The organism is Rhodanobacter umsongensis (assembly GCF_042654965.1).
In the GTDB taxonomy this organism is placed as follows: Bacteria; Pseudomonadota; Gammaproteobacteria; order Xanthomonadales; family Rhodanobacteraceae; genus Rhodanobacter; species Rhodanobacter umsongensis.
The window spans coordinates 152,791-176,083 of the sequence record NZ_JBHSMK010000005.1 but is presented as its reverse complement, the minus strand read 5'-3'; the positions used below and the strand labels follow the sequence as shown (position 1 = coordinate 176,083).

Annotated in this window: 27 protein-coding genes; 5 read left to right on the top strand and 22 right to left on the bottom strand. The window is 64.3% G+C overall.

Annotated features, from left to right (window positions below; genetic code table 11):
• Positions 1–11: 11 nt before the first annotated feature.
• Complete coding sequence (gene pgmB, locus ACFPME_RS10000; RefSeq protein WP_377304750.1) at positions 12–3,080, bottom strand: beta-phosphoglucomutase; 3,069 nt, start codon at positions 3,078–3,080, stop codon at positions 12–14.
• Between the two features lie 373 nt (positions 3,081–3,453).
• Here pgmB and ACFPME_RS09995 point away from each other — a divergent pair, with 373 nt between their 5' ends.
• Positions 3,454–4,413 (top strand): LacI family DNA-binding transcriptional regulator, encoded by a 960-nt coding sequence (locus ACFPME_RS09995; protein WP_377305409.1) that lies wholly within the window; start codon positions 3,454–3,456, stop codon positions 4,411–4,413.
• Between the two features lie 94 nt (positions 4,414–4,507).
• Here the strand turns inward: ACFPME_RS09995 and ACFPME_RS09990 are convergent, their stop codons facing one another.
• Positions 4,508–6,157 carry a sensor histidine kinase gene (locus tag ACFPME_RS09990; protein WP_377304748.1) on the bottom strand — a complete coding sequence of 550 codons (1,650 nt, stop codon included), beginning with the start codon at positions 6,155–6,157 and terminating at the stop codon, positions 4,508–4,510.
• Between the two features lie 239 nt (positions 6,158–6,396).
• Between ACFPME_RS09990 and sucC the strand changes: the two genes are divergently transcribed.
• Both sucC and sucD read left to right on the top strand, forming a co-directional pair.
• Entirely contained in the window at positions 6,397–7,608 is a 1,212-nt protein-coding gene (gene sucC, locus ACFPME_RS09985; protein WP_377304745.1) for an ADP-forming succinate--CoA ligase subunit beta, read from the top strand.
• Positions 7,609–7,619: 11 nt separating this feature from the next.
• A complete protein-coding gene (sucD, locus tag ACFPME_RS09980) occupies positions 7,620–8,495 on the top strand; it encodes a succinate--CoA ligase subunit alpha (RefSeq protein WP_377304743.1) in 876 nt (291 codons plus the stop codon).
• Between the two features lie 433 nt (positions 8,496–8,928).
• Here sucD and ACFPME_RS09975 read toward each other — a convergent pair whose 3' ends face one another.
• Positions 8,929–10,161 carry a patatin-like phospholipase family protein gene (locus tag ACFPME_RS09975; protein ID WP_377304741.1) on the bottom strand — a complete coding sequence of 411 codons (1,233 nt, stop codon included), beginning with the start codon at positions 10,159–10,161 and terminating at the stop codon, positions 8,929–8,931.
• A 213-nt stretch (positions 10,162–10,374) separates the two neighbouring features.
• On the opposite strand from ACFPME_RS09975, the gene ACFPME_RS09970 reads away from it, so the two are divergent.
• Positions 10,375–11,169, top strand: a complete 795-nt coding sequence (locus tag ACFPME_RS09970) for an ATP-binding cassette domain-containing protein (protein ID WP_377304739.1) — start codon at positions 10,375–10,377, stop codon at positions 11,167–11,169.
• Positions 11,166–12,644, top strand: a complete 1,479-nt coding sequence (locus ACFPME_RS09965; RefSeq protein WP_377304736.1) for an ABC transporter permease/substrate-binding protein — start codon at positions 11,166–11,168, stop codon at positions 12,642–12,644. Before ACFPME_RS09970 ends, ACFPME_RS09965 begins: the two co-directional genes overlap by 4 nt.
• A gap of 9 nt (positions 12,645–12,653) precedes the next feature.
• On the opposite strand, the gene ACFPME_RS09960 is transcribed toward ACFPME_RS09965, so the two are convergent.
• The 19 genes from ACFPME_RS09960 to ACFPME_RS09885 form a co-directional block, all read right to left on the bottom strand.
• A complete protein-coding gene (locus ACFPME_RS09960) occupies positions 12,654–13,184 on the bottom strand; it encodes an MFS transporter (protein WP_377304734.1) in 531 nt (176 codons plus the stop codon).
• Positions 13,185–13,204: 20 nt separating this feature from the next.
• A complete protein-coding gene (locus ACFPME_RS09955; RefSeq protein WP_377304732.1) occupies positions 13,205–14,242 on the bottom strand; it encodes an MFS transporter in 1,038 nt (345 codons plus the stop codon).
• A 109-nt stretch (positions 14,243–14,351) separates the two neighbouring features.
• Positions 14,352–14,654 carry an antibiotic biosynthesis monooxygenase family protein gene (locus ACFPME_RS09950; protein ID WP_377304730.1) on the bottom strand — a complete coding sequence of 101 codons (303 nt, stop codon included), beginning with the start codon at positions 14,652–14,654 and terminating at the stop codon, positions 14,352–14,354.
• Positions 14,655–14,715: 61 nt separating this feature from the next.
• A complete protein-coding gene (locus tag ACFPME_RS09945) occupies positions 14,716–14,925 on the bottom strand; it encodes a DUF1737 domain-containing protein (RefSeq protein WP_377304728.1) in 210 nt (69 codons plus the stop codon).
• 256 nt (positions 14,926–15,181) lie between these two features.
• Positions 15,182–15,778, bottom strand: coding sequence for a dihydrofolate reductase family protein (locus ACFPME_RS09940; RefSeq protein ID WP_377304725.1), 597 nt, complete (start codon positions 15,776–15,778; stop codon positions 15,182–15,184).
• A 48-nt stretch (positions 15,779–15,826) separates the two neighbouring features.
• On the bottom strand, positions 15,827–16,219 hold the full coding sequence (locus ACFPME_RS09935) for a VOC family protein (protein ID WP_377304723.1): 393 nt from the start codon (positions 16,217–16,219) through the stop codon (positions 15,827–15,829).
• Positions 16,220–16,296: 77 nt separating this feature from the next.
• Positions 16,297–16,563 carry a GFA family protein gene (locus tag ACFPME_RS09930; protein ID WP_377304721.1) on the bottom strand — a complete coding sequence of 89 codons (267 nt, stop codon included), beginning with the start codon at positions 16,561–16,563 and terminating at the stop codon, positions 16,297–16,299.
• Positions 16,564–16,653: 90 nt separating this feature from the next.
• Positions 16,654–17,046 (bottom strand): GFA family protein, encoded by a 393-nt coding sequence (locus ACFPME_RS09925; protein ID WP_377304719.1) that lies wholly within the window; start codon positions 17,044–17,046, stop codon positions 16,654–16,656.
• A gap of 38 nt (positions 17,047–17,084) precedes the next feature.
• Complete coding sequence (fosX, locus tag ACFPME_RS09920; protein WP_377304717.1) at positions 17,085–17,495, bottom strand: FosX/FosE/FosI family fosfomycin resistance hydrolase; 411 nt, start codon at positions 17,493–17,495, stop codon at positions 17,085–17,087.
• Positions 17,496–17,568: 73 nt separating this feature from the next.
• Positions 17,569–17,961, bottom strand: coding sequence for a VOC family protein (locus ACFPME_RS09915; RefSeq protein ID WP_377304715.1), 393 nt, complete (start codon positions 17,959–17,961; stop codon positions 17,569–17,571).
• 95 nt (positions 17,962–18,056) lie between these two features.
• Positions 18,057–18,440, bottom strand: coding sequence for a GFA family protein (locus tag ACFPME_RS17655; protein WP_465269172.1), 384 nt, complete (start codon positions 18,438–18,440; stop codon positions 18,057–18,059).
• Between the two features lie 80 nt (positions 18,441–18,520).
• Entirely contained in the window at positions 18,521–18,970 is a 450-nt protein-coding gene (locus ACFPME_RS17650; protein ID WP_465269171.1) for a GFA family protein, read from the bottom strand.
• A gap of 106 nt (positions 18,971–19,076) precedes the next feature.
• Positions 19,077–19,484 (bottom strand): GFA family protein, encoded by a 408-nt coding sequence (locus ACFPME_RS09910; RefSeq protein ID WP_377304713.1) that lies wholly within the window; start codon positions 19,482–19,484, stop codon positions 19,077–19,079.
• Between the two features lie 82 nt (positions 19,485–19,566).
• A complete protein-coding gene (locus ACFPME_RS09905) occupies positions 19,567–19,881 on the bottom strand; it encodes a hypothetical protein (protein WP_377304711.1) in 315 nt (104 codons plus the stop codon).
• A 118-nt stretch (positions 19,882–19,999) separates the two neighbouring features.
• Positions 20,000–20,806: an aminotransferase class IV family protein gene (locus ACFPME_RS09900; RefSeq protein WP_377304709.1), complete on the bottom strand. Its 807-nt coding sequence runs from the start codon at positions 20,804–20,806 to the stop codon at positions 20,000–20,002.
• Between the two features lie 465 nt (positions 20,807–21,271).
• Positions 21,272–21,664 (bottom strand): MAPEG family protein, encoded by a 393-nt coding sequence (locus ACFPME_RS09895; protein ID WP_377304707.1) that lies wholly within the window; start codon positions 21,662–21,664, stop codon positions 21,272–21,274.
• Between the two features lie 117 nt (positions 21,665–21,781).
• Complete coding sequence (locus ACFPME_RS09890) at positions 21,782–22,087, bottom strand: hypothetical protein (protein WP_377304705.1); 306 nt, start codon at positions 22,085–22,087, stop codon at positions 21,782–21,784.
• A 508-nt stretch (positions 22,088–22,595) separates the two neighbouring features.
• Positions 22,596–22,976 (bottom strand): immunity protein TriTu family protein, encoded by a 381-nt coding sequence (locus ACFPME_RS17645; protein ID WP_465269170.1) that lies wholly within the window; start codon positions 22,974–22,976, stop codon positions 22,596–22,598.
• Positions 22,977–23,053: 77 nt separating this feature from the next.
• Positions 23,054–23,275, bottom strand: coding sequence for a hypothetical protein (locus ACFPME_RS09885; protein WP_377304703.1), 222 nt, complete (start codon positions 23,273–23,275; stop codon positions 23,054–23,056).
• Positions 23,276–23,293 lie beyond the last annotated feature (18 nt).

The window sequence follows — 23,293 nt, the reverse complement described above, 5'->3', positions numbered from 1 at the left end:
TGGTCGGCATGTCAGGCGGCATGTTTGCGCCTGTTCGCCGTTCGGTTTGTGGTAACCATCTGAATATCGAATGCCGCGATGTCCGGTAACACCAGATCCGCCTCGGCCAACGCCGATGCCTGACCGATTCCCACCGCCGCCATCCCCGCGGCGTGAATGCTGGCGATGCCAGCCACGGCGTCTTCGACGCCCATGCACTCGTTCGGCGCCACGCCCAAGGCGCTTGCCGCAGCGAGGAAGATTTCCGGATCGGGCTTGGAGCGGCTGATCCGGTTGGCGTCGACGACGACGTCGAACAAGTCGGCGATGCCGAGGCGCTCCAGCAGCAAGCCGGCATTGCGGCTGGCCGAGGCCAGCGCCACCTTGAGCCCGGCCTGGCGCACCTGTTCGATCGCGGAGCGCGCGCCGGGCAACAGGTCCTGCGGTCCGAAACGCTCGATCTGTGCGCGGTAGTAGTCGTTCTTATGTGCAGCCAGCGCGTGCTTCTCGTCCTCCGTAAAGGAGCGCGTGGCGGCCTGCAGCAGGATCTCCAGCGAGCCGCGCCGGTCTACCCCTTTCATGCGCTCGCCGGTGGCCTCGTCGAAGGGCACGCCGATCTCCTCGGCCAGGCGCTTCCAGGCCGCGTGATGCACCACCGCGGTGTCGGCTATCACGCCATCCAGGTCGAAGATCACCGCTTTCAATGGCGGCAGCGGCGCCGGCTCGGCCTCTGCAAAACCGACGCATGGCAGGCGCAGCGGCTGCCCGGCATGCAGGCGCTGCGGCAGGCCGTCGTGCAGGAAGGTGAGGGCGCTTCCTTCGGTCAGTGTGTACAGCACGCCCGCGCCATCGACCTCGATGCGCAGATGTGCATCGCGCCAGCGCAGGCCGAAGCGGTAGCTGCGCCAGGCCGCCGGCAACTTGGGCGCCAGGGCGGGCAGGCCGCCGTGCACGCGCAGGCCGCCATAGCCCCAGGTCAGGGCGAGCCAGCTGCCCGCCATCGCCGCCATGTGCAAGCCGTGCGCCGCGTTGCCGTGCAGGTCGTCCAGGTCGACGCGCAAGGTGTCCATAAAGTAGCGGTGCGTCTTTTCGGCGTGGCCCACTTCGGCGGCCATCACCGCGAAGGTGGAGGCCGACAAGGTCGAATCGTGGACGGTGACACCTTCGTAATAGTCGAAGTTGCGGCGCTTGGCGGCGACATCGACCTGCTCGCCCGCCAGCATCAGGGCCAGCAATGTGTCGGCCTGCTTGCATACCTGGTGGCGGTACAGGGTGAGCGGATGCAGCCGCAGCAGCAGCGGCTGCCGGCTTGGGGCGGTGGCGGGCATGGCGGGCATGCGCGGCTTGTCGAGGAAGCCGTCGTCCTGCGGAAAGATGTCGAGCGCGGGGTCGACCGGCAGGTGCATTGCCCGGGCAGCCCGGCGCCACTCGGTGGATTCGTCGGCGCGCAGTTCGATCCGTTCGGCCAGGGCCGCGTGTTCGGCCGGATGGGCCAGCGCCATCCAGTCGGCGACGGCAGCCGCATCGTGCAGATGCCGCTGCGCCAGCCGGTTGGTGTAATGGTTGTTGTCGACGAGGGCGGAGTACTCGTCCGGGCCGGTAACTTCGCGGATGCAAAATGCATTGCCGTGGCGGGCACTGAAATGTCCGATCTCCAGCCAGATGCGCGCGGTCTCGAACAGCATCTCGGCGCCGCATTCGAGCAGAAACGCATCGTCGCCGCTGGCGTCGACATAGAGCCGGATCGCCCACGCCACCGCCGCGTTGATGTGGTACTGCGCCGACCCGCTGGGGAAATATGACGAGCACTCGTCGCCGCTGATCGTGCGCCAGGCGTACAGCGCACCGCGCGGGTGATTGAGTTCGCGCGCGTGGCGGCGCGCATTGTCCAGCGTGCGGAAGCGCCAGGTGAGCATGGCGCGTGCCAGTTGCGGCGCCAGCGTGGCCAGCACCGGCAGCATGAACACCTCGGCGTCCCAGAAATAGTGGCCCTCGTAGCCCTCGCCGGTGAGCCCCTTGGCGGCGGCGGTGCCGTGGCTGTCGCGGCTGCTGGACTGGAACACGTGGAACAGGTTGAAGCGCAGCGCCTGTTCGGTCGCCGGATCGCCGTCAATCGCCAGATCGGCGCGCGCCCACAGCGCAGACAACGCCTGGGCCTGCCGCGCCAACAGCGCGGGGTAGCCGAGCGCGATGGCCGTGTCCAGCTGGCTCCTTGCACGCGCGAGCAGGCTGTCTTGCGGATCGCCTGCCAGCGGCGCGGTGAAGGCATACGCGACGTACTTGTCCAGCGTGACGGCCTGGCCCGGCGCAAGCATGCCTTCGTAGACCTGGAGCACGCCGTGCGGTGCCAGGTTCGCGTAGCGGAACTGCAAGTCGCCGGCGTGCTGGTGGCGTTGCGCGCAAACCAGCCCGATGCCGCTGTGGGTGGTTTGCTGGCCGACCCAGGCGAGATCCTCTTCTGCGCAGGCGTCGACGGTGCTCAGGCCGCCGTCGATGCGGCTGCCGATGCGCGGGTCGAAACCCTGGCCGGCCGCTTCGCGCGCGGTACTGATCGAGGACTCCAGCGTGATCGGCCCGGCGTAGTCGAGCGAGCGCACCCGATAGTGGATCGCCAGCAGCCCGGCATCGTGCAGGCTCACGATGCGCTCGGCCTCGATCTCCAGCGTGGCGCCTTCGGGCGATCGCCAGCGCAGCCGGCGCCGGTAGCTGCCGTTGCGCAGATCCAGCGCGCGCTCGAAATGCAGCCATTCGCCCTGATCGAGCCGTACCGGCGTATCGCCCAGCCGCAGATGGATACGCGCAGCGTCGGCCACCGGGATGCGCGTGTCGGTATGGCTGGCGAAGCCGGGGAAGCGTTCGTGGTAGTCGATCGGCGTGCGTTCCCATACCGCGGACAGCAAGGTGGCCTGGCTGGGGCTGTCGCACTCCTCCAGATTGCCGCGCACGCCGAGCGTGCCGTTGGCGAGCGCAAACAGGCTCTCGTCCTGGGCGAAGCCCGCCGGATCGGTGCCATGGCGCAGCAGCAGCCACGGATCGATCGCGGCCTTCTCGTCGATGGCCGGCACCTGGGTGTCGAGCGGCACCACTGCAAAGTGATCCACTGGGAATTCCTGTTCTCTGCCTGAAGGTGTCGGGCTGGCTGGCCCGGGGGCTGCGGCTGGCGGCGAGCTTCGCATTAAATGTTATCGGTATCAAGATACCGATAACATTTTGTTGGACCGGCTCGGGAAAGCTGCTATTTCGGGTGGCCAGGCGGGTTGGGCACGGGTTGGCTGGTACGTCCGCAGGGTGTCTGGCGCGGCCAAGCGAGGTGGGCGTGGTTGCATCGGCGGGACGAATGTCGACACACTGCAAGCCGGTCCGGGGCATCGCTGCAGTCCGGCAGCGTCGCGGCACGGGATCGGCCAGCCAGTCAAGGGAATCAGATAGTTGAGCAAGACAGGCGCGCGCAAAAACGCGTCAGGCGGCCTGACCATGGCCGATCTGGCGCAGCTGGCCGGGGTGTCCAAGATCACGGTGTCGCGTGCGCTGGGCGACAGCCCGCTGGTCAATCCGGAAACGCGCGAGCGGATCCAGGCGCTGGCACGCGAACACGGCTACAAGCTCAACATCAGCGCGCGCAATCTGCGCCTGCGCCGCAGCCACACGGTGGCGGTGATCGTGGAGATGAAGCCATCCACCGATCGCACCATGTTCGACCCGTACCCGCTGGTGCTGCTGGGGGGCATTTCGCAGGAGCTGACCGCGGCCGGTTTCAGCGTGCTGCTGACCACGCGGCAAGGCGCCACCGCGGCGGCCGTGCAGGCCGCCGATGGCTTGATTCTGCTGGGCCAGGGCGCGCACCAGGATGCGGTGCGCCGCTTCGACAAGCTGTGCCTGCCGATGGTGGTGTGGGGCGCTCAGTCGCAGAGCGATACGCACGTCGTGGTGGGCAGCGACAACCGCCGCGGCGGGGCAGCGGTGGCGGATCATTTCATCGCGCTGGGCCGGCGCCGGCCGGTATTCGTCGGCAACCCCAGCCACCCGGAAATCTATGAGCGCCTGAGTGGCTTCGTCGATGCGCTGGCGGTGCACGGGATCAAGCCTCTGCTGATGCGGCGCGATGAATTCACGCTGGATTCGGGCATGGATGCGGTGCGCTCGCTGCACGCGCGCAAGGTCGGCTTCGATGCGATCTTCGCCTGCAACGACCTGCTGGCGATGGGCGCGATCCGCGCCACATTGGAGCTGGGGCGCTCGGTGCCTGGCGACGTCTCAGTGGTTGGCTACGACGACATGCCGCTGGCCGCCAGCTTCCTGCCGCCGCTGAGTTCGGTGCGGCAGGACTGGCAGGAAGGCGGCATGCTGCTCGCGCGCAAGGTGCTGGCGCTGATCGAAGGCGAGCCCGCAACCTCCGAATGCCTGCCGGTCAGTCTCGTCGTGCGTTCTACCTGAGCAAACCGCGCATCGTTCGTTCGCGGGCTTTCGAGGCGCGGGCGGTTGCCGGGCAGCAGTCTGGATGTCCCGTCCGGCTTCGCCCGGTCCAGGCTCAGCGCGTGGCGACCTGGGCGGTGTCGGTGGCGTCGGCCGGGCTGCGCGCCGGTGGGGTCAGCACCAGCCGGAAGCAGCTGCCGCCGCCGGCCACGCGCACATATTCCAGCGCCGCCTGGTTCGCATCGCTCATCTGCCGGGCCAGGTACAGGCCCAGGCCGGTGCCGTATTCGTGGGTGGTGTAGAACGGTTCGAAGATTTGCGCGGCCACTTTCGGCGCGATGCCGGGGCCGCGGTCGATCACTTCCAGGATCGGCACGCCATGTTCGCCCTGCCGGGTCACCACCATCACCCGTGCCGGTTCACCCGGCAGGCGGCCGTAGCGCAGTGCGTTCTGCACCAGGTTCCATACCACCTGCTGCAGCTGCTGCGGGTCGGCCACCGCGGCCACCGGCGCACCGCTGCTGGCGATCACCCGCAGCGAATCGGCGCCCAGGTCGTTGCCCTGGCTGTATTCCTCGACGAAGGCCTGCGCCCACTGGCCGAGATCGAGCGTCTCCGGCCGCGAGCGCTCACGGCGCGACAGCTGCAGGATGTTCTCGATAATCTCGTTGAGCCGGATGCAGTGGTTGTTGATGATCTCGACCATGCGCTGGTCGGTGCTGTCCATGCTCTTGGACTCGGCCAGCAGCTGCGCCGAGTAGCGGATCGCGGCCAGCGGGTTGCGGATCTCGTGCGCGATGGAGGCGGACAACCGGCCCAGCGAGGTCAGCGTGAGCTCCTCGGCGCGGCGCGACAGCAACGAAGTGTCGTCGAGAAAGATGAGTACGTGCGAATCGTCGTTCGGCGCGAGCCGGGTGAAGCGCGGCACCACCTCGGGCACGCCGTCGGCGAGCTGGGTGGCGGTCTCGTCCAGCTTGCCGGAGGTCATCCAGTGGTACAGCCGGCGCGACAGCTCCGGCGCCAGCTGGCCGAGGTCACGCTGGTCGGCGCCGGGGTTGCCCATCAGCATCCACGCCGATTCGTTGATCTGGTGGATGCGGTTGGCGTCGTCGACCAACAGCACGCCGGTCTTCATGCGGCGGATGATCAGCTCGTTGACCTGGGCCAGATTGGCCAGGTCGGTGCTGCGTTGCTCGGCCAGCGCCTCGGTGGCACGCAGTTGCCGCCCGAGCACGTGGCACAGCGTGGTAGTAGCGAAGTAGGCCAGGCCGAACAGCGCCGCTTCCAGCAGATCGCGGTCGCCGGGGTGGTCGGACGACGATCCGAAGAAGGTGTGCCCGAGCATGCCCAGCGTGGCCAGCGCGGCAAAGAAGGTGGACAGTCGCAACGGCAGCACCAGCGCGCCGGCGCTGAGATTCACCGCCAGCATCATCGCGATGCCGATGCGCGCATCGTGCATCGCCGCAATCGCCAGCACGGCGGCGGCGATGTCCACCACCAGCGCCGACGCCACCGCCGTTCGCGCGTACGGCATGCTGCGCCGGTTCAGCAGCACCGCCAGCAGTGCAAAGAGCAGATAGGCCATGGCCACGGCGCGGGCGAAACCCGGGGTGGCCAGTTCGGGCCAGCCCATGCCCGCCGGGCCGAACGCAAGACCGACATACACCAGCGCCTGCACCAGCCGGAAGCCGTTGAGGAACGACAGTTCGTGACGAACCGTGACGGCACCGGCAGTGGCGGCAGCGAAGGACGGTGTACTGGACACGTTGCTGGGCACTCCAGGGGCGGTTCCGGTCGAGTATAGACGGGCTGATCGGCGCTTGCCGCCGGGCCAGGGCGCGTCAAACCGGCCTTTGCGCCGGCAGAAAACCGGCTGCCCTTTCCATTGCCGTCCGCTTCCGCGAAAATGGGCGGCCGCATGGCGCGGTTTCTGCCAGCACGCAGGGCGCATCGCATGCCGGCAGTGCGTCCATCCGCCGTCCGACCTTCCTGACCCACGCCGATGTGCCAGCGTGCGGCCGCCATCGTTTTTCCGTTCGCTCGAGGTATCGAATGAATTTCCACGAATACCAGGCCAAAGAACTGTTCGCGCAATACGGCATCGCCGTGCCGCCGGGCAAGATCGCCAATTCCCCCGACGCTGCCGTCGACGCCGCCAAGGCACTCGGTGGCACGCAATGGATGGTCAAGGCGCAGATCCATGCGGGCGGCCGCGGCAAGTCCGGCGGCGTCAAGTTCTGCCGCAGCTTCGACGACGTTCGCGCCGCCGCCAAAGGCATGCTCGGCACCCACATGGAAACCTACCAGTCGGCCGGCCGCGCGTTGCCGGTGAACCTGGTGCTGGTGACCGACGCCACCGACATCGCCCGCGAGCTGTACCTGTCGATCCTGGTCGACCGCGATTCCAAGGCCGTCTCGTTCATCGCCTCCAAGCACGGCGGCGTGGACATCGAGCAGGTCGCCAAGGACACGCCCGAAGACATCCACACCATCGTGATCGACTTCGTCGAGGGGCTGCAGCCGTACCAGTGCCGCCAGCTCGGCTTCGCCATGGATCTGACCGCCAAGCAGGTCAACCAGCTCACCAAGATCATGCTGGGCCTGTACAAGCTGTTCAACGAGAAGGACCTGGCCCTGGTCGAGCTGAACCCGCTGGCCGTGCTCGAAGACGGCAACCTCGCCGCGCTCGACGGAAAGGTCAACTCCGACGACAACGCCGAGTTCCGCCATCCGGATCTGGCCGCGATGCGCGACCTGAGCCAGGAGGATGCCGCCGAGGCGGCCGCCGTGCAGTACAACCTCAACTACGTGACCATGGACGGCTCGATCGGCTGCATGGTCAACGGCGCCGGCCTGGCGATGGCGACGATGGACGTGATCAAGCTGGCCGGCGGCGAGCCGGCCAACTTCCTCGACGTCGGCGGCGGCGCCACCAAGGAGCGCGTGACCGAGGCGTTCAAGCTGATCCTGTCCTCGGACAAGGTGCGCTGCATCCTGGTCAACATCTTCGGCGGCATCGTGCGCTGCGACCTGATCGCCGAGGGCATCATCGCCGCGGTGAAGGAAGTGGGTCTGAAGATTCCCGTGGTGGTGCGCCTGCAGGGCACCAATGTCGATCAGGGCCGCGAACTGCTGGCCAACTCCGGCCTGGCGATCACGCCGGCGGATGATCTCAACGATGCGGCCCAGAAAGCCGTCGCTGCCGCGAAGGCCTGAGGAGTAATCGAATGAGCGTTTTGGTCAACAAGAACACCAAGGTGATCGTGCAGGGCTTCACCGGCCAGCAGGGCACCTTCCATGCGCAGCAGTGCCTCGACTACGGCACCCAGGTCGTCGGCGGCGTGACCCCGGGCAAGGGCGGTTCCGAGCATATCGGCCTGCCGGTCTTCAACTCGATGGATGAGGCCGTGCTCGAGACCGGTGCCGACGCGTCGGTCATCTTCGTGCCGCCGCCGTTCGCGGCCGACTCGATCCTGGAAGCCATCGATGCGGGCATCAAGGTGATCGTGGCGATCACCGAGGGCATTCCGGTACTCGACATGCTGCGCGTGAAGAACGTGCTGATGCAGCATCCGGAGATCGTGCTGATCGGGCCGAACTGCCCGGGCATCATCACCCCCGGCGAATGCAAGATCGGCATCATGCCCGGCCACATCCACCAGAAGGGCAAGGTCGGCGTGGTTTCGCGTTCCGGCACGCTCACCTATGAAGCCGTGTTCCAGACCACCAACGAAGGCCTCGGCCAGAGCACGGTCATCGGCATCGGCGGCGACCCGATCAACGGCCTCAGCTTCATCGACTGCCTGAAGCTGTTCCAGGACGACCCGCAGACCGAAGGCATCATCATGGTCGGCGAGATCGGCGGCAGCGCCGAGGAAGACGCGGCCGAGTTCATCGGCGAATACGTGACCAAGCCGGTGGTGTCGTTCATCGCCGGCGCCTCGGCCCCGGCCGGCAAGCGCATGGGCCATGCCGGCGCGATCATCTCCGGCGGCAAGGGCACCGCGGCGGCGAAGTTCGCCGCGCTGGAAAAGGCCGGCGTCACCACGGTGAAGTCGCCGGCGGATCTCGGCAGGACGCTTGCGCAGTTGATGAAGAAATAAAACGCGCCCACGCACCCGACAAAAGGCCACGCTCTTGCGTGGCCTTTTGTTTTTTGCCCCCGCATTCGGGATGGATCAACCCTGGTTCAACCAGGCGCATTGCCGGCGCTTCGCTCGCGACTTGTCCCAGGATCCATGCGGCTACTTTCAGCCCTCGGTCGGCAAAGGCAAGGCGTGCAGGCGGGTTGGCGGAAGCGTAGCGCCATACGGAAGCGTCCGTGCTTATGGACGTCCATTCCCTCTGACCGCGTGACGCGCGGACAGAGGGGCGATCAGCGGATGTCGACCGGTGCGGGTGAGTATGCGCGCGGTGGCCTCGGTCGGCAGAGCCGGTGCAGAGCACGGCCAACGGCAACGTGCTGGCGCGCACCGGTTCAACCACTTGGGCGGTGTGGCGTCGGGCAAACCGCGGGTGCGGCGAAACGCCCGCGCGTCAGGGCTGCGTGGCCTCGACAGGGCAGGCCGTACGGCTTGTGACAGGCACCTGGTCCGCCATCATGTTGCGCCGGACCGACTGCGCGGGGGTCAGCCACAGCAGCCCATGCAATGCGCAATCGGCGGCGTAGTCGAACAATGCCTGCATGTGTTGCTGATCGAAGTCGATGAAGCTGGTCTGCGGGTAGTCGACCGGAATCTCGGTGAGGCTGAAGGTCATACCCAACCGTTTCGCCGAGGCGATGTTGTCCACGATCGCCTCGCGGGTCTTGTAGGTCAGCTCGGCGGCGAAGGCGTTCGACAGGATGTCGATGGTGTTGTAGCGCGTGGTATGCGGCGTGCGGGCGAGCTGACCGTTGACGATCATGTACAAGTGGGCACCGCGCAGCAGCGGCAGCTCGGTCGACTGCACGCCGACGATCAGCGGCGTGCTGAATACCGAGGTGGTGACGCCGCCGTCCACGTGCATCTCGTCGTACTCACGAGCGCCGTCGCGCACATGGATCAGCACCGGTGCAAACACGCCCGGCACGCTGGCCGATGCGACCAGCACGTCGCGAAACAGCCTGCGTGCGGCGCTGCCGCCGTGCCGTGCGATCTCGCCCAGGTTCCACAACACGGTCTCGTGCTTGTCCAGATCGGTAGTGGCCACGACCAGCCGGCGGCCCTTGCCGGCCTCGCGTGCCACGGCATCGATCATCTCCGGCGTGACCAAGTGATCGACCAGCTGGAACAGCGCGTTGCGATGCGCCAGGCCACGCGGCGACAGCAGGCGGGACAAGATGCTGCGGGTAGGCGAACGCAGCAGCCGTGCGCTGCGCTCGCCGGTGAAGGCTTGCTGCATGCGCGCATCCCACGTCGATCCGAGAAACGCGAACGGCGCCAGCAGGGCGCCCGCGCTCACTCCGGTCACCATCTCGAACTGGGGGCGCGTATGCGCGCGGCTCATGCCTGCCAGTGCACCGGCGCCGTAGGCACCGCCCGAGCCGCCGCCGGACAGCGCCAGGATGTCGACCGAGCCATCGGTTGCCGCGGTGCGAATGCCGCTGAAGAAATCCGGCGCCAATGCAGTGAACGTGCACAGGTCGGTGGTGACCAGCCGCACGCTGGGCGGAAAGCCGACGGGCGTCGCCGCGCCAATCAGGTCCGGCGGCGCCGGGCGGCGCGGCGCAGTCTGGCAACCGGCCAGCGCCAGCAACCCAAGCATCAGCAGAACCGGCTTGCTTCGCATCGTGCTGCTCCTCTGGCGATGAGTAGGGCGTTGCCGCGCACGACCCGAAGAGCGAGCCTGGCCCCCGCTGCAGTATGCGACGCGACGGAGCGCAGCTTCAAACGCCTCCGCCCGGCCGCGCGCGGATCCCTCCGACCCCGCATCCACGTCGGTGCGAACCGCAGCTGCCGGACGATTTTCGGCGGTCGCCGGCATGCGCTAGAGTCCGGGGCCATGGCCTTGCCCGATCGACATTGCTTGCCGGATGCCGGCGCGACATCGCGTGCAGCCTTCGCGATGGAGCATGCCAGCAAGCGCTATGGCAGCGTGCTGGCGCTTGACGACGTCAGCCTGGCGTTCGCTGCGGGCAGCACCACCGCGCTGATCGGCAGCAGCGGTTCGGGCAAGTCCACCGTGCTGCGCCTGCTGCTCGGGCTGGAATGGCCCGACCAGGGCTGCGTCAGGGTCGATGGCCAGGTGCTCGAGCGGAGCGCCGTGCTGGCGCTGCGTCGACGTGTCGGTTACCTGACCCAGGACGGCGGACTGTTCCCGCACCTCACGGCGCTGGGCAATCTGGCGCTGCTGCCGCGCCACCTCGGCTGGAACGCGCAGCGGATCCGCCAGCGTGCGCACGAGCTGGCGGCACTGACGCACCTGCCCCCGGCGGTGCTGGAGCGCTACCCTGCCGAGCTGTCCGGTGGCCAGCGCCAGCGCGTCGCCCTGATGCGCGGGCTGATGCTCGATCCCGATGCCTTGCTGCTGGACGAGCCGCTGGGCGCGCTCGATCCAATCGTGCGGCACGAGCTGCAGGACGAGCTGAAGATCATCTTCGATCAACTCGGCAAGACGGTGATCGTGGTCACGCACGATCTCGCCGAGGCCGTCTGGTTTGCCGAGCGGCTGGTGCTGCTGCGCGGCGGTGCGGTGGTTCAGGACGGCCGCTTCGAGGATCTGCGCGACCGTCCGGCGTCGGCCTTCGTCACCCATTTTGTGCAGGCGCAGCGCCGGCTGCCGGTGCGCTCGCCATGAAATGGCTGCTGCACGCCGGCGTGCTGCTCCTGCTGCCAGCGCTGCTGCAGGCGCAGCCGGTGCGCATCGGCTCCAAGCAGTTCACCGAATCGGTGATCCTGGGCGAAGTGGCGCGGATCGTCGCGCGCGATGCTGGCGTCGATGCGGTGCATGCGCGCGAGCTGGGCGGCACCAGCATCCTGTGGAGCGCGCTGCAGCACGGCGATATCGACGTCTATGCCGAATACACCGGCACGATCACCCACGAGCTGCTGAAGGGCGTGGCGCCGGATGCCGACATCGCCACCCTGCGCGCAAAACTCAAGCCGCGGGGTATCGGCATCACCGACTCGCTCGGCTTCAACAACACCTACGCGCTCGGCGTCCGCGCCGATCGCGCGGCCCAGCTGCATATCCGCCGCATCTCCGACCTGCTGGCGCTGCCGGGGCTGCGCTTCGGCTTTTCCAACGAGTTCATGGATCGCGCGGATGGCTGGCCGGGCCTGCGCCAGCGCTACGGGTTGCCGCAGACGCAGGTGCGCGGGCTCGATCACACCTTGTCGTATCGCGCGGTGGCCAGCGGCGCCGTCGATGCGATCGACCTGTACGGCACCGATGCGGAGATTCCCTACTACCACCTGCGCACGCTGGAGGACGACCGGCATTATTTCCCGCGCTACGAAGCGGTGTACCTGTACCGGTTGCAGCTGGAACGCAGTGCGCCGGCCCTGGTGATGGCACTGCGCCAGCTGGCCGGCCGCATCGATGAAGACGCGATGCGCCGCATGAATGCGCGGGTGAAACTGCAGGGCGTCAAGGATGGCGTGGTGGCGGCTGACTATCTCGGCGCGCGCGCGGACGCCGATGGCGCCGGTTTCTGGTCGCGCCTGCTCCAGCGCAGCGTGGAACACGTGAAGCTGGTGGTGCTCTCGCTGGGGCTGGCCATCGTGCTGGCGATCCCGCTGGGGATTCTGGCGGCGCGGCTGCAGCGGCTCGGCCAGGTGGTGCTCGGGCTCACCGGCATCCTGCAGACGGTGCCGTCGCTGGCGATGTTCGTCTTCATGATTCCGCTGTTCGGCATCGGCACGTGGCCGGCGGTGGCGGCGCTGTTTTTCTACAGCCTGCTGCCGATCGTGCGCAACACCTATGCCGGCCTGGTCGGCATCGCGCCGGAACTGCGTGAATCCGCGGCCGCGCTGGGCCTGCCACCGGGCGTGCGGCTGCGCGAAGTGGAATTGCCGATGGCGATGCGCTCGATCCTGGCCGGCATCAAGACCGCGGCGGTGATCAACGTCGGCACGGCCACGCTGGCCGCCTTGATCGGTGCGGGCGGCTACGGCCAGCCGATCCTCACCGGCATCCGTCTCGATGACATCGGCTTGATCCTGGAAGGCGCCATACCTGCGGCCGTGCTGGCGCTGCTGGTGCAGGGCGTGTTCGAAGGTATCGAACGCTGGCTCACCCCGCGTGGCCTGCGCATCGAGGCGCGGCTGTGATGCCAGGCGTCAGTCCGCGGCGCGCTGATCCCTGCCGTCGATCAGCAGCCACGCGCACAGTGCGCCGAGCAGGGCGAGGCCGGCGGACAGCCACATCACCCAGCGAAAACCGGCCACGAACGCATCGCCGATGGCGCGCTGCAAAGGTGCTGCCGCGGCGGCCGGTGCATCGGCGGGTATCACGATGCCGGCCAGCTTGGCGCGTTGTTCCAGTACGGCCGAGGCGAGGCCGGGCGGCAACGACAGCTGCGCGAGCGCTTCGTCGAGGCGGGCGTCGAACGCTGCAGTCAGCACGATGCCGAACGCGGCGATCGCCAGCAGCCCGGCCGCGCGCGCCACTGCATTGTTCACCCCCGACGCGGTGCCGGCGAGCTCGGCGCCCACCGCGTTCATCGCCGTGGTGGTCAGCGGCGCCACCGTGATGCTCATGCCCAGGCCGAGCACGCAGATCGCCGGAAAGAATCCGCTCCAGTAAACCGCGCCGATCGACGGCAGGCTGAACAGCGCAAAGCCGCACGCCGCGATGGCCGGGCCGATCATCAGCGGTGGCTTCGAACCGATCACATCGACCAGGCGGCCCCCCAGCGCGACAGCAGGAACATGATCGCGATGAACGGCAGCAGCGCCGCGCCGGCCGCGGTGGTGCCGTAACCCTGCACCTGGATCAGGTTGAGCGGCAGGAAGAACAGCGCGCCGCCGAGCGCGGCGTACAGCAGCAGGGTCAGCAGGTTCGCACCGGCGAAATCGCGCTGGCGAAACAGCGCCAACGGCAACATCGGCGCGTTGCCGAGCGCTTCGACCCGCACGAAAGATGCCAGCGCCAGCACGCCCGTCGTGGCAGCCAGCAGGATCGGCGCGGCCGTCCAGCCGCGCCCGGGCGCCTCGATCAGCGCGAACACCACGCCAGCCAGCCCCAGCGTAACCAGCGTCGCGCCGACCAGGTCCACTGGCCGGCGTCGCGACGCGTCCACGGTTTCAGGCACCTTCATCGCGCACAACAAAAGCAACACCGCGCCGACCGGCACGTTCAGCACAAACGCCCAGCGCCACGCGTAGTGTTCAATCAGGAAGCCGCCGATCACCGGCCCGACGGCTGCGGCGATGCCGCTGAACGCCGACCACGTGCCGATCGCCGCGCCACGTTCGGCCTGCGGGTAGGTGGCGCTGATCAGCGCGAGGCTCCCCGGCACCAGCAGCGCCGCGCCGATGCCCTGCAGCGCGCGCGTTGCGATCAGCTGGTTCACATTGAGGGACAAGGCGCAGCCGATCGAGGCCAGCGTGAACAACGCCACACCCAGCATGAACATGCGCCGGCGACCGAAGCGATCGCCGAGCGCGCCACCCACCAGCAGCAGCGAGGCGAGGAACAGCGCATACGACTCCATCACCCACTGCGCATCGGCCGTGCCGGCATTCAGATCCTGCTGGATGGCTGGCAGCGCTACATTGACCACGGTGCCGTCGATGAACGCCAGGCCGGAACCGATGATCGCCGCCAGCAGCGTCCAGCGCCGCGATGACGCATGGCACGTCGTCGCCCCCGCCATGCCACTAAGGATGACGACGGAATCGCAAGGCGGCTTTCCGATATGGCTCATGGCGATCGCACCGGCGGAACGCCCACAAGCTTAGCCATCCCGAGCCGCCCATGGAGCGACTCGGTCCAGGAGCTGGCGCGTGCGGGGATGACGGAACGCTTGCGGTGTGTCAGCCGGCCTCTGCAAATGCCGTGACCACGAAGTGCTGCACCGCCGGCTCGAACCCCAGAAGGAAATCCCCATCCTCCGGGTAGTACTTGGCCTTGAGGAGATCCTCGCCCGCAAAGGCGCGGATGCTGTCCTCCGATTCCCAATGCGTAACGGTCATGAAGTGCGTGAGCTCGGCCTCGTCACGGCGCAACACCGCAACGCTCAGGTTGCCGGGCACGGAACGGTAGTCGGGAACAGCCCGTTGCTCGAGGAAGGCCGTATACGCATCGGCCTTCGAACGGGTGGTGACGCCATGCCACATGCGACAGATCATTGAAACCTCCGGTGTGCGCCGGACTCCAGCGGGCGCTGCGCAGAACCAGTCACCGTGCGGTGCCTGGAGAATGACCTTTCGTGCCGGGCCAGATGATGGCCTGCACCAGGATGACCTGGTGGCCATCGAACGTGGCCGCCGGCGAACCATGCACCTCATAGCCAAGTGCCAGTGCTTCGCTGACACGCCGGCAGAAGGCGGCATCGTCGGGGCCCGTCAACGCGCGATAAACGGGCAGGTCATGGGGCGGGTGCTTCATGGTGGTCTCGGCGACGGATCATCATCCGCCATGCAGTGATGGAAGTTGGGTCCACGAACCGGGGTCATCGGCGGTTGGGAAAGGTCCACCGCACCAGCTCGCACGTTCCCGGGGTGCCGCTCGCCAGATTGTCGCGTGGCGCCCGGCGCCCGAGTCAAGCGGCGAACGGCTTTTCGCCAGCCGCTGACCGGAGGTCTCTTGCGGGACTTGTTGGAGCGCAATCCGATGGACTTCAAGCTGATTCCCCGATCTGCGATCAGGCCTTCCCCGGTTCGTACGTGGCGATGACCATGCCCTCCGGCGTGGTGGTGCAGTCGGTCAGCCACATTCGCATGCTCGAATCGCCCGTGAAGAGCCGACGCCCCGCGCCGAGGACCAGCGGGTGGATCATCAGCAGGTACTCGTCAATCAGGTCCCCGGCCATCAGGGAGGCGATCAATTCACCGCTTCCCATGATTGCCAGCACACCGGGGATTTGATTTTTGAGCGCGTGCACGGCTTCCAGGAGGTTGCCGCGCAGCAGCGTCGAGTTGGGCCAGGGCAGCGGCTCCTTGAAGGTGGTCGATGCGACGTACTTGGGCGCACTGTTGAGCGCCTCCTTGAATGGACCGCCCCGGCTGTTCCAACTCGTCATCAGATCCTCATAATTCCGCCGTCCGAACAGCCATCCTGCAAAGCCGCCACCGGCCCTCATCCGCTCGCTCATCGCCTTGCCAGTGGCATCCCCGGCCGCCGCGGACCGCTGGGCCCAGCCACCCTGCGTGAATCCGCCGCGGGTATCCTCATCCTGGCGCCCCGGCCCCTGCATCACCCCATCCAGCGTCAGATGATTCATGACGACGATTCGTCCCATTCCAGCCTCCTTCAGCTTGTGGATCGGGCCTGCGGCCTGGTGCTGCAATCAGGGCGCGACCTCGCGAAACTGCACCACATTGCCTTCGGGGTCGTGACCGTCACAAACGCTTGAACCCTGGAACTGCCACTCACGCTCGGGCGGGTTGAGCTGCCCGCCGAGCGACGGCGCCATCACGCGCGCGCTGGCAATGCTTGCGATCGGCAGGACCAGCTTGATCGCGGTGTCCTCGCGGGGTTGCGGCGGCGAGGCGACTTGAATGGTGGCGGCAATCCGGGCGGGAACGGCAACGACCACGAGCTGAAAAGCCGCCGATTCGAGCACGACATGATCTTGTTCTGCATGTGTGATGTGGAGGCCGGCGATTTCTGCGTAGAAAGCGCTGACCTTGGCTGTGTTCCTGGCGTAGACAACCGCGCCTGCCGTGAACTGGTTGGACACTTCGATCTCCTTGTGCTTTGCGCCTGCGGCAATGTCAGGCGCCATGGGAAGGGTGACGGGCCGGTCAATCAAGGAGCTCAATGTCGTCCGGAAGACGTACCCAACGATGCTGCCTTTCTATATACCGAAAGGCGCGGTTGCGGAAAATCCGGATCTGCGAAGGCGCCGACGGGAACGGCCACGACGTCGGGCATGGCATCCAGCCGATAGAAGACCGCGAAGCCACACTCGGAACAGAAGTGAAAGCGAGCCGTGCCATCCTCATCGCCGACGCGCACGTACTCCGCGCTCCGGCCATCAACTGCCACAGCGTCGGCGGGGAATCCGGCCTGAGCGCCCAACATGCTGCCGGTCCGCTTCTGGGGCGGAGCCGGAAAGTTCCTGCGCAAAAGTGGACGCTCTTTGGTCAGGCCGCGTGAGCTGCGGAAAACGCGTCACACCGCACCGGAAGCGCGTGCCTGCAGAAGCTTCTGGGCGGCGGCTTCCCAGTGGTGCCCGTCGAAAAGCTGTATCTCCAAACCGGATAGCTCGATGCCATCGACGCAGCGCAAGTTCACGACCCACATGGCCGGGGCGATTCTGGGGCGGCTGAAAGGGCTTACACCACAGCTTTTGCAGGAATAGTGCTTGGCTGTCATGGTGCCGAATTGATAGAGCGCCAGATCATCCACGCCCGACAGAATGCGGAAGTGAGCATCATCAGTGCCGTACCAAATGGCGCCCTTCATGCGACAGATCGAGCAATTGCACTCGATGGCCGCGCCAACGCCACCGTCAAATTCAAAGGAAACGCGCTTGCAATGGCATGAGCCTTTGTGTGTCTGCATACCAGAACCCCTCTATGCGATCCGACGCCGGAGTATCGTCAGCGCCCAGCCAGTGACCTGTACCGCGCCAGACGCTGCTCCAGGGTGCCAGTGTGCAGCTCAAATAGATGGTTGTCGAAGTCGTAGAAGTACAGGGACTGGCCTTCTCCCTCAACGCGGCTGCGGGGCGGCCGAATCTCCACGCCGAGCGCTTGAAGGTTGGCTTGGTATCGGGGCAGGTCGGTGTCACTCACGGAGAACGCGACATGCTGGTAAGACCGTTGAGCGGGGGGCGCGCCTTCCATGGCCGCGATCCATACGCCACCGAGCAGAAAGAACTTTTCCCGCGACAGCGAGTTGTTTTGGCCGGCACTGTCATAGATCTCGTGCGCCCCGAGCCCCTGGCACAAAAAGGTGGCCATGCGCTCGAGGTCTCGGACGATAAAGGTGATGTGGCTGATGCCTTCCATGGGGCCTAACGCCTGGATTAAGCCGCGCCGCGAAGCGGCGTCGGCTTGAATGGATGGTTGGACCGCAGGCAGTTCAAGTCGTCAACTCAATGCGATTGCCTTCCGGATCGAGAGCAACACTTTCGTAGTAGCCGTCGCCAGTCAATCTGGGGCCGTCAATGACAGTGTAGCCATCAGAGCTTAGGCGCGCGGTGAGCTCATCAACCGCTGTTTCGGAACCAAGCGAGAAGGCAAGGTGGGTGAGGCCATGTCGCTGAACGCCAGGGGCCAATCGCTCCAGGCTCAAGGTCGAAGTCGTCATAATCTCGAGGCGCGCTCCGGTTTCGAAGGTGGCGAAGCGAGATGAGAATCCCTTTCCGGGGTTTTCATAGAGCTGGCCAATTGCTGCGCCAAGATACTTCCCATAGAAGGCGGAGATCTTTTCGAGGTCGTCGACCCAAAGAGCGGCATGTTCGAGATGTGTCATCTGCGGCCTGGGCCTGAGTTAAGCCGCGCCGCGAAGCGGCGTCGGCTGGGACGAATGTGAATTTCCGAGCGCCGGATGCAAGAAGCGATAAGTGCTCAATCTAGGAATTTCCAGGTTTCTGCCCCATCGAAACGTCTGACGACGACCGACTCCAAAAGCCCGGGTTCAAAGTTCCGCAGGTTCACTCCATGTCGAGCGCCGGGCGCGGATTCAAGCGGCTCCCAGTGGGTGACGATCCCGCAGGTCTTGCACCGAAAGTTCATCAGGGTTCGATCGCCCCAGATGTAACTTTCGGTGTTCTCGGGGTGGCCTTGGATAGAGACCGTGCCAAGTTCGTAGTAAGCCCATATGCCTCCCGTGCGCCGACATAGCGAGCAGTTGCAACTCGTCGCCGTCTCGGGCGCCGCCGGAAGCGCAAGGCGGACCGAGCCGCAGTGGCAGGAGCCGTGAAGTGAAGGGGATGGCTGTTCGTAGTTCACAGGAATGCGCCGGTAAGGGTTGTGCCGCCTAACGCCTGAATTGAGCCGAGCTGCGAAGCGGCTTCGGCTTGAATGATTTGTTAGGTGCCGGGCGTGACAAACTCAACATCCGGAACCCACAGTTGCAGCCACCTCGCAACTTTTTCACCCGGAGCCAGGAGTTGCGCAGAAGCCTGGAGCGGACTCCCAAAGGCAGCAGCTTTCTCCAGGGATCGTGCGTTAACAGCTCCGTAAACGCGAGCGTCGTGCTCAAAAACGACTGCGACCAGCACGCCGCATCGATGGCAGAGCAGGAATTCAGCGGTATTCGATCCCTGCTGATACCGCCGCAACGCATCTGAGCTCTGCGTCGTTACGGACAGTTGCCCGGCCGGATCTGAAACGTATGCGGCAGCGTGCTTTTGGCAAAACGAGCAGTCGCAGGCTCGAGGAATGATTCTCACCGGGTCCAGTGCAGTTGAAAACGCCACGCGAACCTGGCCGCAATGACAGCCGCCCCGAAACGTATGTGGATTACTCAATGACGACATCGTTTCACCCGGCACCTAACGCTGGAGTTGAGCGGCGGCGAAGCCGTCCGCCTTGAACGGAATGTTGGGCGGCGCTATGCCTCGAAGGCCAGACCTGACCGGAAACTCACGTTGGGTCCTTCTCATACACCACCACGCCTTGCGGCAGCTGCACCCAAGGGTGACGGCGACAGTCGTACACGGAATCCTGTGGTGGCGGAAAGCTTGGGTCGGCGAACGCGCCAACGGCTACCGCGACCCATTTGCTCTCATTTCCTTCTTCGGTGTGAAACACCGTTGAGCCGCAGACCGAACAAAACCGAAATCTGAACTTTGCTCCTTGATCGCCGGTGCGAACGAACTCTGTGGCGATACCGGTTACCTTGTACGGCGCCAGGAAGCCCGCAAGCGCAGCGAATACGCTGCCGGTTCGGCGCTGACATGCCAGGCAATGGCAGACACCTACACCCTGAGGTTCGCCCTGAACCTCTACGCTCAACTGACCGCAGTAGCAGGAGGCAGTTCTCTTCTCCATGCGCTTTGCTTCTCCCGCCGTCCAACGCCTGAGATAAGGGGAGCCATACTCGGTACGACTATGCTTCCCCCTGATTGAATAGTTAAGTGCCGTAGCCAGGAGTCCAGGCCAGCCCGTCGAGACCGGAGATGTCTCCCGCTGCGAGCATGGACCAAAGCTCGAGAACTCTTTCCGGCGCTACGCCACGCATGTGCATTGGCCCCTCGCCAGTCTCGACATTTTCAAATACTGTCAGACCCGACGAGAACGCGCTAATGCACCAGCCTGATTCATGGCCGAGCGAAACATCGGGGTGCTCATTGTCCGCCGAGGCCAGAGAGTGCAGCAGAGCCGACATCTGCCTGGTACTGGGAGCGATGATCGAAGCGCCCATCAAGTCGTTTGCGAAAAAGCTCATATATGTGTGCGCCTAACGCTTGAGTTAAGCGGCGCGCGGTTTTCGCGCGTCCGCTTGAACGAATTGTTATGCAGCTGCAACCGATAAGTTCCCCGGCTGTGGCTTGTGACCGGAAGCATCAGATCGGCTCCCATGGATGCATGGCGTAGGCTGCTCGCAGTTGCGAAACGCGCTGCTCATCCACTGTGAATTCGTGATCATCAATGCTGGCCACCGGGCGCGCGATATCAGCGGAGTGCATTAGAAATGCTCCACGAAATTCGGAGAGTTCACTCAGCTGAACTTCACGAGCTACGCTTGAGATACCGGCCCTTTGTGACGCGATTTGCATCAGTTGCAAGGTGATGCCAGGCAGCATCGGCGCCTGCGGCCAGACGATGCTTTCGCCGTCGTCGAAGGCAATATTCCAGATAGATGCCTCCGACACACGCCCAACATCATCTACGAACACGGCATCGTCGAAACCAGCCAAGCGGGCTAAGCGACGGTGATTGAATAAACCCATCGTCGCAACATGCTTTATATGAGGTAAGTCGCGCTGGTATTGAACGGAACGCAGCCGTAGGGGCTCCATGGAGGGCTCAACGGCCGGCTGAATGCTGATCATAAGATCCGCAGAAGCTGGACGCTCGGGACAAGTCGCATCGAATGCGCGCGAGAACACATTGATACGTAGCGATACAGGTGTGCGCTCACCGGCCAGTGCGGTACGGACAGCTTCCCTCACACGTTCATGCGACAGCGAAACTCCGAACAGCTCTTTGGTGCTGCGGTCCAAGCGTTCGAGGTGGAGCGACAGGCCGCGCACACAGCCATCGCGGACCTGCATAGAACTAAAATGTCCGTAGTTGATCAGCGAGAGGTCCGTCAGAGGACTGTCGTCGATGAGTTGTCCATTGATTGTGATGCGCCGCTGTTGATCCATGATTAGGCCGGTTGAGTGGGGAAAGAGAGCGCTTATGGAACGCCTTGTTCATCATAAGCAAACCGCGGAACTCTCTTTGCTGCTGCATAACGCTGGAGTTAAGCGGCGGCGCAGCCGTCCGCCTCGAATGAAATGTTAGATGCCATGCTGCGCACGCAACCGGTCATAACACGCGCCGCACAGAAGTTCGATGCCTGCAGACGCCTCGGAACGCTCGTTCCAATCGCCGGTCGAACCACCCTCGCGAAGGCGAACCTCCTCACACGTGGAGCACCAAGCATCGCCTCGCGGACCATCCGACCAAAAGAACCCGACCTTCTCGCCCGTGCGGAGGGCGTCGACAAGATGTTGGCAAACGAAGGTTTCGTCCTGCTCTCCGTGTGCATGGCATTCGACAGTGTTGGCCATGGGATCTAACGCCTGAATTAAGCCGAGCCGCGAAGTGGCTTCGGCTTGAATGAATTGTTAGAGGTCAAGCCCTATTAGTGGCAAGGCCATCATTACGAGACTACCAACACCTACCAGCCAGATAAGTGACCGGAGCATCGGGATTCCACTTACGTACGCTGGCACATAGAGCAGGCGCGCAATGAAAAAGACCAGCGCCGCAGGGACCTCTTTGCCCATATCGCCATCTTTAATCAACGCCAGTAGGGCTAAGGCAACAAATATTGGCAAAGACTCCGACAGGTTGTTCTTTGCCCGATCCAGCCGCCCCGCAACAACAGAAAGCTCTGGCGGGTTGTCGCGGTTGCCAACGATGCCGGAGACATTGAAGCCGAACCGAGATGTTTCCTGCAGGAATATCTGAAGTAGATAAAGCGCTAGAACTAAAATGATCACAGTCGCCATGGTCATCGTATGTGCCTCACGCTGATAGTTGGCTGGCAGGCTTTATAGCGAAGAGCGCAATCATCCATCTGACCTCTAACGCTTGAGTTAAGCGGCGGCGAAGCCGTCCGCCTGAATGATGGGTTAGGCACCCTGCCGCAAAGCACCGTATGAGCGAAACAGAGAAGCAACACCCCAAATACCAAGCGCAGCATAGACAAAATAGAAAGCTGCGCTTGCGATGAAAAAGCTAAGGTAGAAAGCTTGTGCCGCGGGTATGAAGCGGGGAACCAGCAACGCACTAAGCGACAGTAGCGCCGTTAGCGTGGAAAGGGTTAGGAGAAGAAAGCTCCGGTGATGATGCTGGCGATATGCAGCGACCTGCAAGAAAAGGAGTACGAAAGCATTGGCCAAGGTCATAGCGAGCATGACGTAACTGACGATCTCCATAGATTCGATGCTCTCCAATGTGTGCCTAACGCTGGAGTTAAGCGGCGGCGAAGCCGTCCGCCTTGAACGACTGGTTAGGCACGTTTTGTTGGCAATGCGCCACGTGAAAAGCAAATACCAGTGCTTGATGCCAAAATAATTGAGACTATGAAAGACGCCCAGTAAATATCATGATCTACTTGTGCCTCAGTCGGATGCCAAGCATTCATGGGATTGGAAACATACCACTCGTAGGGAACGGCCGCCAACGCGGAAATTGCTGCAAAACCGCCAATGTTCCGTACGCCAAGACGGTGAGCGAGCAGCAGAAGAGGGAGAGCCAGCGCATAGCCAATGACAAGCCGTACTAAGAACCAAGTAGCGAATGCGGGCACGAAATTACCGCTGACATCGTCGCTCCAAGACATTCGGATGACTAGAAAGGTTGCCGTTAAGAGAGCGCCCGTGAGCGGAGCGCCCCACAAGTAGAATTTCCCGAACCTTCCCGAATTGCGCATGTGATAAGTGCCTAACGCTTGAGTTGAGCGGCGGCGGAGCCGTCCGCCTCGAACGAACTGTTAGAGGACAAACCCCCAACTACGGCCATAAGCACTTTAAGCATGCCGAGGGCTTGCTCGGATGATGAGGCGACTAGGTGAGCGCTGAGCAATGACGACCCGTCCAAAAGCCGCAGAGCTTCGAGATATACATTGCCATCAGACCACCAAGTCAGACGGCCAGTAGCCGATGAGCCGTCTATATCTAGGCACAGAGCCGTGTTGGCCGTTGGCTGACAGTAGGTGAGTGACAACTCTAAGGAACGCGTAGCCAACTCGCTGGAGAGCGGCTCAACGAGCAATGCCTCTGCTAGGCGTTGCTCGATTACCTCATTGGCGACTGATCCTTCCATTTGCCCTCTAACGCTGGAGTTAAGCGGCGGCGCAGCCGTCCGCCTTGAACGAATTGTTAGGCCTTGGGCAGACCTTGCTAGATGAAATCACTTACAAGCTGCAAGAGAAACCCAAGAACTAAGAGGCTAATCCCGACTCGCGCAAATTTATCGTAGCGTTTGGCCTTGGCAGCCTCGGCACCGTCTTTTTCTTCAATTACGATGAACTGGTGGCCCTCGCGGCTAATCTGCTCAGGCAGGCCAAATTTCCATATCGAAAGTGCACCTGCGATGTCCATGCACAGGCCAATGCTGTTCACGATGCCACTATCTGTTAT

Bases quoted from the DNA above. Each gene is read 5' to 3' on its own strand.
- ACFPME_RS09960 (WP_377304734.1), bottom strand. From the start codon at position 13,184: ATGATCGGCCCGGCCATCGCGGCGTGCGGCTTTGCGCTGTTCAGCCTG.
- ACFPME_RS09975 (WP_377304741.1), bottom strand. From the start codon at position 10,161: ATGCGAAGCAAGCCGGTTCTGCTGATGCTTGGGTTGCTGGCGCTGGCC.
- fosX (WP_377304717.1), bottom strand. From the start codon at position 17,495: ATGGAAGGCATCAGCCACATCACCTTTATCGTCCGAGACCTCGAGCGC.
- ACFPME_RS09940 (WP_377304725.1), bottom strand. From the start codon at position 15,778: ATGGGACGAATCGTCGTCATGAATCATCTGACGCTGGATGGGGTGATG.
- ACFPME_RS09895 (WP_377304707.1), bottom strand. From the start codon at position 21,664: ATGACCATGGCGACTGTGATCATTTTAGTTCTAGCGCTTTATCTACTT.
- sucD (WP_377304743.1), top strand. From the start codon at position 7,620: ATGAGCGTTTTGGTCAACAAGAACACCAAGGTGATCGTGCAGGGCTTC.
- ACFPME_RS09905 (WP_377304711.1), bottom strand. From the start codon at position 19,881: ATGAGCTTTTTCGCAAACGACTTGATGGGCGCTTCGATCATCGCTCCC.
- ACFPME_RS09995 (WP_377305409.1), top strand. From the start codon at position 3,454: ATGGCCGATCTGGCGCAGCTGGCCGGGGTGTCCAAGATCACGGTGTCG.
- ACFPME_RS09965 (WP_377304736.1), top strand. From the start codon at position 11,166: ATGAAATGGCTGCTGCACGCCGGCGTGCTGCTCCTGCTGCCAGCGCTG.
- ACFPME_RS17650 (WP_465269171.1), bottom strand. From the start codon at position 18,970: ATGTCGTCATTGAGTAATCCACATACGTTTCGGGGCGGCTGTCATTGC.
- ACFPME_RS17645 (WP_465269170.1), bottom strand. From the start codon at position 22,976: ATGGAAGGATCAGTCGCCAATGAGGTAATCGAGCAACGCCTAGCAGAG.
- ACFPME_RS09915 (WP_377304715.1), bottom strand. From the start codon at position 17,961: ATGACACATCTCGAACATGCCGCTCTTTGGGTCGACGACCTCGAAAAG.
- ACFPME_RS09970 (WP_377304739.1), top strand. From the start codon at position 10,375: ATGGCCTTGCCCGATCGACATTGCTTGCCGGATGCCGGCGCGACATCG.
- ACFPME_RS09900 (WP_377304709.1), bottom strand. From the start codon at position 20,806: ATGGATCAACAGCGGCGCATCACAATCAATGGACAACTCATCGACGAC.
- ACFPME_RS09950 (WP_377304730.1), bottom strand. From the start codon at position 14,654: ATGTGGCATGGCGTCACCACCCGTTCGAAGGCCGATGCGTATACGGCC.
- ACFPME_RS09890 (WP_377304705.1), bottom strand. From the start codon at position 22,087: ATGGAGATCGTCAGTTACGTCATGCTCGCTATGACCTTGGCCAATGCT.
- ACFPME_RS09910 (WP_377304713.1), bottom strand. From the start codon at position 19,484: ATGGAGAAGAGAACTGCCTCCTGCTACTGCGGTCAGTTGAGCGTAGAG.
- ACFPME_RS09925 (WP_377304719.1), bottom strand. From the start codon at position 17,046: ATGCAGACACACAAAGGCTCATGCCATTGCAAGCGCGTTTCCTTTGAA.
- ACFPME_RS09930 (WP_377304721.1), bottom strand. From the start codon at position 16,563: ATGTTGGGCGCTCAGGCCGGATTCCCCGCCGACGCTGTGGCAGTTGAT.
- ACFPME_RS09955 (WP_377304732.1), bottom strand. From the start codon at position 14,242: ATGAGCCATATCGGAAAGCCGCCTTGCGATTCCGTCGTCATCCTTAGT.
- ACFPME_RS09945 (WP_377304728.1), bottom strand. From the start codon at position 14,925: ATGAAGCACCCGCCCCATGACCTGCCCGTTTATCGCGCGTTGACGGGC.